This window comes from Staphylococcus sp. EG-SA-18, assembly GCF_017151825.1.
Taxonomy (GTDB): domain Bacteria; phylum Bacillota; class Bacilli; order Staphylococcales; family Staphylococcaceae; genus Staphylococcus; species Staphylococcus aureus.
The window spans coordinates 153,321-165,517 of sequence record NZ_JACYVY010000011.1 but is presented as its reverse complement, the minus strand read 5'-3'; the positions used below and the strand labels follow the sequence as shown (position 1 = coordinate 165,517).

At 31.2% G+C, this 12,197-nt stretch carries 14 protein-coding genes and 1 pseudogene; 8 read left to right on the top strand and 7 right to left on the bottom strand.

The genetic code is table 11. From position 1 onward, the window contains the following. Positions 1 to 332: 332 nt before the first annotated feature. Genes icaC through icaA form a run of 4 tightly spaced genes read right to left on the bottom strand, consistent with a single transcriptional unit; the run spans position 333 to position 3,748 of the window. Entirely contained in the window at positions 333 to 1,385 is a 1,053-nt protein-coding gene (gene icaC / locus IDG66_RS04240) for a polysaccharide intercellular adhesin biosynthesis/export protein IcaC (RefSeq protein ID WP_000723836.1), read from the bottom strand. Then, on the bottom strand, positions 1,372 to 2,244 hold the full coding sequence (icaB, locus tag IDG66_RS04235) for an intercellular adhesin biosynthesis polysaccharide N-deacetylase (protein ID WP_000877317.1): 873 nt from the start codon (positions 2,242 to 2,244) through the stop codon (positions 1,372 to 1,374). Before icaB ends, icaC begins: the two co-directional genes overlap by 14 nt. Then, positions 2,241 to 2,546: an intracellular adhesion protein IcaD gene (gene icaD / locus IDG66_RS04230; RefSeq protein WP_000240580.1), complete on the bottom strand. Its 306-nt coding sequence runs from the start codon at positions 2,544 to 2,546 to the stop codon at positions 2,241 to 2,243. The genes icaB and icaD overlap by 4 nt, the downstream gene beginning before the upstream one ends. Beyond that, positions 2,510 to 3,748, bottom strand: a complete 1,239-nt coding sequence (icaA, locus tag IDG66_RS04225) for a poly-beta-1,6 N-acetyl-D-glucosamine synthase IcaA (protein WP_001159427.1) — start codon at positions 3,746 to 3,748, stop codon at positions 2,510 to 2,512. Before icaA ends, icaD begins: the two co-directional genes overlap by 37 nt. Positions 3,749 to 3,911: 163 nt before the next feature. On the opposite strand from icaA, the gene icaR reads away from it, so the two are divergent. From icaR to IDG66_RS04190, 7 genes and pseudogenes are all read left to right on the top strand, one after another. Then, positions 3,912 to 4,472 carry an ica operon transcriptional regulator IcaR gene (gene icaR / locus IDG66_RS04220; protein ID WP_000653261.1) on the top strand — a complete coding sequence of 187 codons (561 nt, stop codon included), beginning with the start codon at positions 3,912 to 3,914 and terminating at the stop codon, positions 4,470 to 4,472. Positions 4,473 to 5,320: 848 nt separating this feature from the next. Further along, complete coding sequence (locus IDG66_RS04215) at positions 5,321 to 5,983, top strand: Wzz/FepE/Etk N-terminal domain-containing protein (protein ID WP_000659675.1); 663 nt, start codon at positions 5,321 to 5,323, stop codon at positions 5,981 to 5,983. A gap of 16 nt (positions 5,984 to 5,999) precedes the next feature. Further along, positions 6,000 to 6,692 (top strand): polysaccharide biosynthesis tyrosine autokinase, encoded by a 693-nt coding sequence (locus IDG66_RS04210; RefSeq protein WP_000185863.1) that lies wholly within the window; start codon positions 6,000 to 6,002, stop codon positions 6,690 to 6,692. Then, positions 6,689 to 7,456, top strand: coding sequence for a tyrosine-protein phosphatase (locus IDG66_RS04205; RefSeq protein ID WP_000565310.1), 768 nt, complete (start codon positions 6,689 to 6,691; stop codon positions 7,454 to 7,456). The genes IDG66_RS04210 and IDG66_RS04205 overlap by 4 nt, the downstream gene beginning before the upstream one ends. A gap of 234 nt (positions 7,457 to 7,690) precedes the next feature. Continuing rightward, positions 7,691 to 8,191: pseudogene (locus tag IDG66_RS04200) on the top strand (GNAT family N-acetyltransferase). 2 nt (positions 8,192 to 8,193) lie between these two features. Then, positions 8,194 to 8,670, top strand: coding sequence for a peptide-methionine (S)-S-oxide reductase (locus tag IDG66_RS04195; protein WP_000301926.1), 477 nt, complete (start codon positions 8,194 to 8,196; stop codon positions 8,668 to 8,670). 78 nt (positions 8,671 to 8,748) lie between these two features. After that, a complete protein-coding gene (locus IDG66_RS04190; RefSeq protein WP_000287917.1) occupies positions 8,749 to 9,360 on the top strand; it encodes a flavin reductase family protein in 612 nt (203 codons plus the stop codon). Between the two features lie 84 nt (positions 9,361 to 9,444). Here the strand turns inward: IDG66_RS04190 and IDG66_RS04185 are convergent, their stop codons facing one another. The 3 genes from IDG66_RS04185 to IDG66_RS04175 all read right to left on the bottom strand — a co-directional run bounded on the left by IDG66_RS04185 (position 9,445) and on the right by IDG66_RS04175 (position 11,191). Further along, positions 9,445 to 9,804 (bottom strand): hypothetical protein, encoded by a 360-nt coding sequence (locus IDG66_RS04185; RefSeq protein ID WP_000603479.1) that lies wholly within the window; start codon positions 9,802 to 9,804, stop codon positions 9,445 to 9,447. Positions 9,805 to 9,957: 153 nt separating this feature from the next. After that, positions 9,958 to 10,260, bottom strand: coding sequence for a hypothetical protein (locus IDG66_RS04180; protein ID WP_001260042.1), 303 nt, complete (start codon positions 10,258 to 10,260; stop codon positions 9,958 to 9,960). Further along, positions 10,247 to 11,191, bottom strand: coding sequence for a hypothetical protein (locus tag IDG66_RS04175; RefSeq protein ID WP_001226791.1), 945 nt, complete (start codon positions 11,189 to 11,191; stop codon positions 10,247 to 10,249). The genes IDG66_RS04180 and IDG66_RS04175 overlap by 14 nt, the downstream gene beginning before the upstream one ends. A 312-nt stretch (positions 11,192 to 11,503) precedes the next feature. Here IDG66_RS04175 and IDG66_RS04170 point away from each other — a divergent pair, with 312 nt between their 5' ends. Further along, positions 11,504 to 12,196: a flavin reductase family protein gene (locus IDG66_RS04170; RefSeq protein ID WP_001109879.1), complete on the top strand. Its 693-nt coding sequence runs from the start codon at positions 11,504 to 11,506 to the stop codon at positions 12,194 to 12,196. Position 12,197: the final 1 nt, after the last annotated feature.

Below are 12,197 nucleotides of genomic sequence, written 5' to 3'. Positions count from 1 at the left end.
TCATTATTTAGAATTCTAAAAGAATTATTCAAGTAAAACATTGGCGAGGCCCCAACATAAAGAATTTCGAAAAGAAATTCTACAAACAATGCAAGTTGGCGGGGCCCCAACAAAGAAGCTGGCGGAAAGTCAGGTTACAATAATGTGCAAGTTGGGGTGGGACGACGAAATAATTTTGCGAAAATATCATTTCTGTCCCACTCCCATTGGCATTTACGAAGTTTAAATGTGCAATTAGAATATATGTATAACAATATTAAACACGCGGTAAAACGAAGTCAGTCAATTCAAACTGATTTCGCCCACCGCGTGTTTTTAACATAGCTTAATAATTAATAAGCATTAATGTTCAATTTATATGGTTGTTTTCCAATAATAAACCTAAAGATATAGAATTCACGCAATATCATGCCGACACCTATACATAATCCTAAAATGAATAGTAGTGATATCGCTAGAAAGACCATTGTATTATCCTCAAATATATTTGTATATGCAAACAATGAGTCTAGAATGATTGGATGTAATAAATAAATAAAGAATGAGAAAGCACTAATCATTTGAATCGTATTAAATAACATTGTTTTAAAATGCGTGCAAATACCCAAGATAACAATAAACATAATACTATTATATGGTGTTAATGAATATGAAAAGCTGGTAACGTTCCAATAGTCTCCATTTGCTAACGCAATAAACACAAAATAAGTAGCTACAGCTAATACAATCATAATAACTAAATAACGTTCTAAGAAATTTAATACACGTTCGTAGTTATAACCCATATATGCACCTAAGAAGAAATAAAAAATCCATCCGAATATTATAGTATTTTCACTTAATGGATAATAGTGTAGCACGGTATCGTGAAACGCTGTGTTGTTCGTAAAGTAATATAAAAATGATTGCTGTAAAATAAAAGATAACAATAATAATATTTTACTGTTGAATAGGTTATAGTTAATTTTAAAAATGATATAACTCAAAATAAAGAATTGCATGATAACAACGATAAAATAGCCATACCATTGACCTAATAGGACATTTTCAATGAATTGTTTATTGAAACTTGAATCTGTTAATAATGATTCACTATAACTGTAAAACAATCCCATTAATATGTAAGGAATAAGTATATATTTTACGCGTGTAGTTAAGTATCTATAGGTGACTTTTTGGTAATTCAAGGTTGTCAGTAACTGTGACAAGATAATAAAGCAAGGTGTACCAAAAATCACAATATTACGAATGTAAAATTGTAACACTAAGGATCCACCCTCCATATTTTCATGTTTTAAAGTAATTTGTGTAAGTAAATGTGTGATAATAATAATTGCACATATAATAGCACGTAAATATACGAGTTCAAGTCTAATCTTTTTCATGGAATCCGTCCCATCTCTTAATTAAATGCTCAAAAGCATCATCACTAATTAATATTCTAGGGATGTAATAATCATTGGAGTTCGGAGTGACTGCTTTTTCCTCTAATGAAAAACCGTATTTTAACCCAGCTTTTTTGATTACCGGTAATTTATCGTCATTCATCAAGCCATAAGGATAGGCTATAGTTTTCTGCGACTTTTTAAAGTTTTTAGTTAGATATTTTTCACTTTTGTTTAAATCTTTTATGATTGTAGCTTCAGAAGCTTTCATTAATTTTGACTTATTATTTTTAGATAAGTTATGCAAATCGTGGGTATGTGTTTCAAATTCCCATAACCCAGTTTTATACATTTCTTTTAGTTCTTTTTTACTAATCATATCGAGGTTGTGAAAGTTTTCTTCCCCAACATGACCTGTGATAATAAACCCAGTTGCCGGTATTTTATATTTTTTTAAGATTGGATAAGCATTTTCATAAATAGTTTCATCCATATCATCAAAGTTAATCCATACACTTCGTTTTGGAAACTTACCTTTTTTCTTGTAATATAAAAATTCTTTCAAGGTTAAAAATTTAGCATCATGTGATTTTAGCCATTTTATTTGAGATTCAAATTGTGATTGACTAACACTATAATTTTTAATTTCTTTACTACTAGAAAAGAAGTAAATAAAATTATTCAGAAAATTCGCTTTTCTTACACGGTGATAATTTAATGCCAGAGCACTATTTTCTTTATATTTCAGTTTTTTAGGTGAATCGTCATCTGCATTTGCAATATGATGACCATCCAGTGTGCTTACAGGCAATATGATCAAGATACTCAACACTAAAATTATAAATTTTCTATACTTCACGATTCTCTTCCTCTCTGCCATTTTTGAATCAATATGCTAATTGTAAAAAATACAAAAATGATAATCGCGAAAATGCCCATAGTTTCAAATATATCTAAAATTTCAGTATTTTCAATGTTTAAAGCAACACGTATTGTATTGATACTTTCGTCATGAATTTCAAATATAGTACCAATATAAACGAGTAGAACAACTAAACAATATATCCAAAAGACACAAGATATAGCGATAAGTGCTGTTTCTCTTACAATATTTAGCGATGATTTTAGCGTTGGGTATTCCCTCTGTCTGGGCTTGACCATGTTGCGTAACCACCTTTCTTACGTTTTAATGCTTTTGGAAATGCGACAAGAACTACTGCTGCGTTAATAATCCAGTATACTGTCGGATACCAACTTACAAATATGAGTCCAGCCATATTCTTTTTCTCGTAGCGACTATCAATAAAGAGTGCGACTGTAAATTGAATAACGTTTATAAAAGTCATAGTAAATGATGATAGTAGAAATATTGAAAAACTATATGTCATAAATGTATAGTCTAAGAAGTTTGCTGTTATGAACAAATAGCCTAAATATAGAAGCACTATATATACCCATAAAATCGAGATGATTTGCTCAAACATCAAAATATATAAAGGAAACCTTTTCGTTTTCATTGTGCTAAAAAAGTCTCGTAGTAATACTTCGTGTCCCCCTTGAGCCCATCTCACGCGTTGCTTCCAAAGACCTCCCAATGTTTCTGGAACCAACATCCAACACATGGCAAGCGGTTCATACTTAATACGATATCCACGTAAATGCAATTTCCAAGAAACTGCAATATCTTCGGTAATCATATCAGTATCCCAGTAGCCAACGTCGACAACTGCACTTTTTTTAAATAGAGTGAAGACACCCGAAATAGTATTGACTGCGCCAGCAAGTGTCTGACTTCGCTTAATACAGCCAATTAAACTTGCATATTCTATCGTTTGAATTTTACCTAAAATAGAACTCTTATTTCGAATTCTAGGATTACCTGTAACTGCACCAAGTTTTGGATCATGTTTGAAATTCTCAATCATATAATATGGTGCATCTTGATCAACGATAGTATCTGCATCCAAGCACATTACATAATCATATGAAGCCTGTTTAATGCCTTGATTGAGTGCGTTGGCTTTACCTCTGTTTTCTTGTAAATCGACGAAAATAAAGTCATTATTTTCTTTGATTTTATAGATGAGTTCTGCTGTATTATCTGAACTTCCATCATTAATGATAATAATTTCTTTCTTCTCGTATTTGAGTGCAAGAACATTAGACAACGTATCTTCAATCGTGTCACTTTCGTTATAACAGGCAAGTAAAAATGTAATGCCTTCTAATTCATCCACATTTATGTCAGGCTTCTTGTTCAATGAATATCTAATTTCTCTGGTAAAATAGAAATAAATTGAACCGACAATCCAGTAAATAGACATAAATACAGGATAAAAAAGCAAAAAGTTAAAAAATTGCAATTTCTTTACCTACCTTTCGTTAGTTAGGTTGTAAGCCATATGGTAATTGATAGTATTTTAATTTGCAATAGATTGTTGTTATAATTAAACGGAAATATTTGTAATTGCAACTTAATTTTCCTGTAACATAGTGTGATTAATTTTCAGTAGGGGGTTATAAAAATTGAAGGATAAGATTATTGATAACGCAATAACCTTATTTTCAGAGAAGGGGTATGACGGTACAACACTTGATGATATAGCTAAAAGTGTAAATATAAAGAAAGCGAGTTTATATTACCATTTTGACTCGAAAAAAAGTATTTACGAACAAAGTGTTAAATGTTGTTTTGATTACCTTAATAATATTATTATGATGAATCAAAATAAATCGAACTATTCAATTGATGCTTTATATCAATTCTTATTTGAGTTTATTTTCGACATCGAAGAAAGGTATATTAGAATGTACGTTCAATTATCTAATACGCCTGAGGAATTTTCTGGAAATATTTACGGACAAATACAAGATTTAAATCAATCATTAAGTAAAGAGATAGCAAAATTCTATGATGAATCAAAGATAAAGATGACAAAAGAAGACTTTCAGAATTTAATATTGCTGTTTCTTGAAAGTTGGTATTTGAAAGCATCCTTTTCGCAAAAATTTGGAGCAGTGGAAGAAAGTAAAAGTCAATTCAAAGATGAAGTGTATTCGCTACTAAATATATTTTTGAAGAAATAATTTTTGTTACTAGTTTGTAATAATTAACTTACTTTTGTAAAAAAAGACATGAGATTATTTTTTTAAATCTATATAAAGTTGACAATACAAATCGATATTGAGAATATTAAGATGTATATGAATTTTATAAATTAAATGCAATACATTAATATAAATATCAATTGTTGCAAAATACGATTTGTTCAATGATTTGATAATATTATTCTTTATATTTGTGAATGGTTAAGTTTGTCTTTGAACATATTATAAAAGTGTAATGTTCCCCTGAAAAGAATAAGTTGTCATCTAATTACAGGAAATCCGCATAAATTAGATGAAATGGAAAGTAATAAGTAATAATTTATTGATAAGCGCCTATGTGATGGTAAATCATGACATAGGCGCTTTTTTTTATAAGTTAAAAATGTAAATAAAAATTATATAAATTACCCACATCTTTTTAAAAGGTGTGGGCTTTATTATCATTAACCCAACTCACAGTGACGGGTTACGCAAGGTATTGAATTACCGAGTACGGGCACGCTCGGTGTTGTAAAGAGCAAATAATCAAGTAATGATGATGCTTCTACTCGATTATAAGAAAGCCATGATAGAGTACGATGGTATCTAGTTTTATTATTAATAGGTTTGGATATTTAAAGTTGGACAATATTATATCTTGTGCAAAAATATAAATAAGTTATACATAATGGTAGAGAATCATGATATAATTTTAAACGATAAAATATTTATATAAATAATTAGAGAAAATGTAGTTGTGTATGTTTTGTGGTCGTTAAACTAGATATAATTGTCCGATTTATAAAACATACATAATGAATACAATGATTGATTATGTGGAGGAAACCATGAAAGAAAAGTTTGATTTAGTAAAACTATTAAATATTCTAAAGAAGAATATTAAATTATTGCTTATTTTACCGGCAATATGTCTTGTAGTAAGTGCGGCATTAACCTTTTTTGTTATGCCTGACAAATATACTGCTTCTACTCAAATATTAGTGAACATGAAAAAGTCCTCAAGTGATTTAGCTTTCCAAAATGTTCAAAGTAGTTTGCAGTCTGTTAATACATATACGGAAATTATCAAAAGTCCTAGAATTCTAGATAAAGTATCTAGAGAATTTGATGGTCAGTATTCAACAGCTGAGTTGAATTCATTTTTAAAAGTAACCAATCAAACAAACTCTCAAATTATTACTGTATCAGTTACCACTGGGAATAAATCTGAATCTGACAAAATTGTTAATAAAATATCTAAAGTTTTTGCTCATGACATGCCTAAAATTATGAGTGTTGATAATGTTACGATACTTTCCTCAGCACATGATAATGCTGTAAAAGTATCTCCAATAGTATCTGTCAACTTAGTTATCAGCATTATTGTTGGTATTGTTTTAGCAATATTGATTATTTTCTTAAAAGAATTATTAGATAAGCGTATTAAGACAGAAGAAGATGTTGAATCGCAACTAGGATTACCTATTTTAGGTTCAATACAAAAATTTTAATTTACGAGGAATTACCATGACGAATACACGAAGAAGTACATCAAGTTTAATTGTCCATGAACAACCAAAGTCACCTATTAGCGAGAAATTTCGAGGCATAAGATCAAATATTATGTTTGCAAATCCTGACAGTGCAGTTCAAAGCATTGTAATCACTTCAGAGGCACCAGGCGCAGGTAAGTCTACAATTGCAGCAAATTTAGCAGTTGCATATGCGCAAGCAGGTTATAAAACACTAATCGTAGACGGGGATATGCGTAAACCTACGCAGCATTATATTTTTAATTTGCCAAACAATGAAGGCCTATCAAGTTTATTGCTAAATTGGTCAACTTATCAAGACAGTATTATCTCAACTGAAATTCAAGATTTAGACGTCTTGACGTCTGGGCCAATCCCACCGAATCCGTCAGAGTTAATTACATCAAGGGCATTTGCAAATTTGTATGACACATTATTGATGAATTATAACTTTGTAATTATCGATACGCCACCAGTGAACACAGTTACAGATGCGCAATTATTTTCAAAGTTTACCGGCAATGTTGTCTACGTAGTTAATTCGGAAAATAATAATAAAGATGAAGTTAAAAAAGGAAAAGAACTTATTGAAGCAACAGGTGCTAAATTATTAGGTGTAGTCTTAAATAGAATGCCTAAAGATAAAAGTGCTAGTTACTATGCATATTATGGGACTGATGAATCATGATTGATATTCATAACCATATATTAGTTGATATAGATGATGGTCCTAAAACAATTGAAAAGAGTATTGCACTATTAAAGCAAGCTAAGGATGAAGGTGTAACAAGTATTGTAGCGACACCTCATCATTTGCATCCGAGATATGATAATACATTTCAACAAGTGCTTGTGAAATTGGCGGAGTTAAGAACGCATCCAGAAGTTCAAGCATTGGATATTAAATTATTTCCCGGGCAAGAAATTAGAATTACAGATTCGATTCTGAAAGGCTTAGATAATGGTAGTATTCAAGGTATTAATCGTTCGAAATATTTATTAATTGAATTTCCAACGGGCGAAGTACCACATTATACAAAACAATTGTTTTTTGAAATACAATCGAGAGGTTACATACCAATCATTGCACATCCTGAAAGAAATAGAAGTATCGCCAAAAATCCGGAAATATTATATGAATTGGTTGCAAATGGGGCATTGAGTCAATTAACATCGAGTTCTTTAGTTGGTGGATTTGGTAAAAACATTCAAAAGTTATCATTACAATTTATAGAATGTAATTTGGCTCATTTTGTAGCTTCAGATGCACATTCATGTGACCAAAGACCATTTTTGATGCAAGAATTATTTCACAATCATAAATTGAAGAAATATTCGAATGATATTGAAGCATTACTTCGAAATGCCAGTTCAGTAATCAATGATAATTTTGTTTATTTAGACAGACCGACTAAGCCAGGAAAAGTGAAGTCGTTTTTGAAATGGTTTTAACTAAATATATTTTTTCGAATTAGACTGGTATACATGTACCAGTCTTTTTGAGTATGCTTAAAATGAATTATAATCATGATTATTTACTAATTCGTATAATACAACTTGTCTAATTGATTAAGGCGAATGGCTTTCAATAAAAAGACTCGTTTTTTATAGTGAAGGTAGTTTGAAAATAATGAATATAAAGATGAAGGTATTACTTTTGATATATAGGGCTAAGGAAGTGTTTTTATGGTATTAAGAAAAGTAATCATGCAGGACTTAGATCAAATTATTGCACTTGAAAATATTGGTTTTTCACCGGAAGAAGCTGCAACACGAGAGGCATTGAAATTGAGAATTGAATAAATTCAAGAAACTTTTATTGTAGCTGAAAAGAATGATGAAGTAATTGGATACATCAACGGTCCAGTCATAAAAGAGCGTTACATTAGCGATGATTTATTTAAAAATGTCTCCACAAATAATAGTGAAGGTGGCTATATTAGTGTGTTAGGTCTTGTTGTAGCACCAAATTATCAAGGTCAGGGTATTGCAGGTCGCTTACTAAACTATTTTGAAACTCTTGCTAAGAATCATCATCGACATGGTGTAACGTTAACATGTCGAGAATCATTAATTTCATTTTATGAAAAATATGGGTATCGTAATGAAGGTGTATCAGAATCATGTCATGGCGGTATTAAATGGTATAACCTTGTTAAAAATATAAAAAAGGATGATGAGGTGTAAATATGGCAGTTGTTTATGTAGCAGGAGGATGTTTATGGGGTGTTGAAGCATTTTTTGCAACAATACCTGGAATTATACATACAGAAGCAGGAAGAGCAAATGGAAGAAGTTCTAAATTAGACGGTCCGTATGATGGTTATGCTGAATGTGTCAAACTTCATTTCGATGATCGTATGTTAACAATTACAGACATTATGAATTATTTATTTGAAATCATTGATCCTTACAGTGTGAATCAACAAGGAAATGATATTGGACAAAAGTATCGAACGGGTTTATATAGTTGTGTAGATGACCACTTAATTGAAGCGCGTCAGTTCATTGAACGACGTAAAGACAGAGATCAAATTGCAGTGGAAGTCTTACCGCTGTCTAACTACATTAAAAGTGCTGAAGAACATCAGCAACATTTAGAAAAATATCCAGAAGATATGCATATGTGTCATATTTCAAAAGATTTGCTAAATAAATACAAGTGATTTTCAGAGGAGAATAGATGTTTAAATTAACCAAAATCGGAGAAATACCTAGATATACTTAGAAAAGAGGTAGGTATTATGTATACGTTTGATGCACAATCATTAACTGCTAGAGAAAACTATAAATTATTAATTGGTTCAATTATTCCACGACCTATAGCTTTTGTTACAACATTAAATCAAGATGCATCAGTAAATGCAGCACCATTTAGCTTTTTTAATATTGTTAATAATCATCCGCCAATGATTGCTATTGCAGTTCAACGTGCAGGAGGTAAGAGAAAAGATACTGCATTAAATATAGAACGGACTGGAGACTTTGTTGTGCATATTACAGACGAAGATAATGTTCAAGATATTAATGAGACTGCAGCGCCGTTAGCATATGGTGACAGTGAGTTGAGTCGTACAGAATTATCACTTTTAACATCTACAACGATTAAGACGCCAGGAATTAAAGATGCGAAAATGAGATTCGAATGTAAACTATCGCAAATGATATTGCTTGGAGATGTATTAGATGGGGCTGATTTAATAATAGGTGAAATTGTAACTTATCATATTGATGACAGTATTTATGAGGGTGATTTTAAAATCAATCCACACGCATTACAGGCTGTTTCTCGTTTAGCCGGAAATGATTATGCTAAATTAGGGGGAATATTTACGATAAAGAGACCAGAAAAATAATAAAACACATGCTATAGCGGTGTACCGTTTATGGATTGAATCAAAAGTACACAGGTGCTAAAGTATGTGCTTCTAAAATGAAGACTATTTTTTATTACAAGAAAATGTATCTAGTAAACTTAAAGTAGCAAGACCTAATAAATCTAATGCATGTTGTGCACCTTTTTTACCTTGGCCAGCTTCGAAATGTTTGTAAGCAGCTACACTTAAAATGCCTATCGTTGATAGTGATGCAAGGCGAGAAATGTTTTTATTGATAAAGCTAGCTGAGTATAAAGCAGCAGTAGTTGCTTCTGCAATGCCGACGTATTTTACAAGTTCTTTTTGCAAGCCAAAAGTATGTTCAAACAGTTCAATCATACCCTTATCTTCTTGCAATTTAGGTTTACTGGCTTGGTATAGCTCTTTCGCAAGTTTTAAATTCGTTGCGTAACGCAAAATCATATTTAATTCCTCCCAATATTTGATTTTTTGTGAAAGATGATTACTTTATCATTTTTACCCGTTTCTATAAAAATGAATCAATTATGTAACGTATGTGTAGTTTAGGAATGTTTGCTATGGAAATATAATTCTGTTCACTCAAAATGTATGAAATTAATGTGTAGTTTTGTCGAGTTGCTCTTTTAATTTGGTTAGATTGTTTTTTAGAGGAGCGGTACTATTTTTAAGTGCATCAACAGATTTACCTTCGTTTTGAGACATTGCGTTTATTACAGCACGAAGTTCTGTTTCTAGTATGTCAGCGTCGCCTTTAGCATTAGAACTTAATACTTTAATATCTCTTAAAAGGCTATCTGATAGTAGTGCATTTTTGCCAGTCTCCAATTTCGAATTGTAATTCCAACCGCTACTTAACTCAATAGCATCTAAATCGGTTATATGATTATTTGTTCTCATCATACTTTCCTCCCTCGATGGAAATTACATTAGTATCCGATTTTAAACGGCCATTTCCATCTACCATTGACGGGGAAACATCATCTTTATAAAACTGTACAAATTTTGTGCTAGGATATGATTGCATAATGTCATTTATAGATTTTTGAAGGTTCCAAGCATAGTTTTTTACTGTTTCTCTATTTTTTTCTTTATCATAATAAGCAATGAACTCTGATTTCATATTTTTTTGTATTTGTGGATATTTGTTAATCAAAGATTGTAACTGTTGATTGAATGCATCACCTTTTAAGTGCATAACAGGTTTGAATTCTTTTTTGAACTTATCCAGATCATCGATACTATCTGTTCTGAAATTCAAGTATTGCCTTGTAACGCCGTTAAATTCTTGTTTTACTTGAAGTTTTTCGCTCATCGCATAATAGCTGTCTTTTTCAATTTCACTTTTAAGCTTTAATCGAGCTTGTTCAATTTCATGTTCATAACGTTTGTACATCATGGCTGAAACGGCTGCTGATGTTTCATTTATATGACCAGGTGTAAATGTTGAAATAGTTATACCATTTCCAGATTCAACAAAAAGCAATTGGAGTTGAAAAGGAACGTCATAATTGACAGTACCAACCACTGAGATACCATCTACCTTACTTTTCTCGCTAAATCCAGATTTATTAGTGTAGGCATCAACTAAATTAATTTTACAATCATAACCAAAGGTGTCTTTCACGTAGTCTTTGTATTTTTTGATTGCTTCATCTTTATGTTTTTTCAGAAATACTTCGTTTCTTTTTTTATGTTCACCAATATATTTACCATCATAATCTTTGACGCTAACCGTTTTTGGAATAGATTTTGTTTGATTCTTTGGTATGAAAGAGCAACCGCTTACTATGATTGATGCGCACAATAAGATTCGCATAATTTTTCTCATATCTTCATTAGCTCCTTTGTATTAGCTGTTTTTCAGTTGATAGATAAATTACACAAAAATCAAAAAATTGTTATTCAATATTATTATAAACTAATCATGATTGAAGTAACTATAATTAATTAAATTTACAAAAGATATCATAAATATTAATTGCATAAATCCTTATCTGAAATTTTCGGATCAAGAACGCAAATTATAAGCAACCACGTCATATATAGTTTCTACTTATAAATAAATTGTTTATTTATATTAGACGCTTATGTAAAGAGGGCGTAACCTTAAATGTAATTACTTATAAGGGGTGAAGATAGTATGAATTATTCGCCAAAACAAGGTGTAAGAAGTCATGGTTTACCGCACGACCCATTTAAAAGTAGTACAGTACCACGTCCAATAGGGTGGATCTCTACTGTATCGAAAGATGGGAAAGATAATTTAGCGCCTTATAGTCAGTATCAAAACTTAACTTGGGATCCGCCTATGGTTATGTTCGCAGCAAATCAATCCGTTCTTGGTGATCACGAACGTAAAGATACAGTGAAAAATGCTGAAGAGACAGGTTGGTTTGTGTGGAATATGGCAACGTATGATTTAAGAGAAGCAGTTAATTTATCATCGAAAGCATTGCCACCAGAAGAGGATGAATTTAATTTTGCAGGTGTAACAAAGGAAAAATGTATAGAAGCTCCAGGATATCGTGTAAAAGAATCGCCAGTTCATTTTGAATGTGAGTACGTTCAAACGATTCGTATTCCAACTGGAGATCCAGTATCTACCGTAGATATTGTTATAGGAAGAGTTGCTCAAGTTCATATTGACGATAAGGTTATTCTTGATAATGGTAAATTGGACATTAAGTCGATTAAACCTATTGCCAGATTAGGATATTACGATTACACAGTAGTGAATGAGATATTTGAAATGAAAGCACCTGCAGCTTCTAAAGAAGAGTTAGCAGGTTTAGAAGGAAGAAATTTCGATAATCAATCAGATGAAAAGATATAAG

Bases quoted from the DNA above. Each gene is read 5' to 3' on its own strand.
- icaC (WP_000723836.1), bottom strand. From the start codon at position 1,385: ATGAAAAAGATTAGACTTGAACTCGTATATTTACGTGCTATTATATGT.
- icaD (WP_000240580.1), bottom strand. From the start codon at position 2,546: ATGGTCAAGCCCAGACAGAGGGAATACCCAACGCTAAAATCATCGCTA.
- IDG66_RS04215 (WP_000659675.1), top strand. From the start codon at position 5,321: ATGAAAGAAAAGTTTGATTTAGTAAAACTATTAAATATTCTAAAGAAG.
- IDG66_RS04210 (WP_000185863.1), top strand. From the start codon at position 6,000: ATGACGAATACACGAAGAAGTACATCAAGTTTAATTGTCCATGAACAA.
- IDG66_RS04205 (WP_000565310.1), top strand. From the start codon at position 6,689: ATGATTGATATTCATAACCATATATTAGTTGATATAGATGATGGTCCT.
- IDG66_RS04195 (WP_000301926.1), top strand. From the start codon at position 8,194: ATGGCAGTTGTTTATGTAGCAGGAGGATGTTTATGGGGTGTTGAAGCA.
- IDG66_RS04190 (WP_000287917.1), top strand. From the start codon at position 8,749: ATGTATACGTTTGATGCACAATCATTAACTGCTAGAGAAAACTATAAA.
- IDG66_RS04185 (WP_000603479.1), bottom strand. From the start codon at position 9,804: ATGATTTTGCGTTACGCAACGAATTTAAAACTTGCGAAAGAGCTATAC.
- IDG66_RS04180 (WP_001260042.1), bottom strand. From the start codon at position 10,260: ATGAGAACAAATAATCATATAACCGATTTAGATGCTATTGAGTTAAGT.
- IDG66_RS04175 (WP_001226791.1), bottom strand. From the start codon at position 11,191: ATGAGAAAAATTATGCGAATCTTATTGTGCGCATCAATCATAGTAAGC.
- IDG66_RS04170 (WP_001109879.1), top strand. From the start codon at position 11,504: ATGAATTATTCGCCAAAACAAGGTGTAAGAAGTCATGGTTTACCGCAC.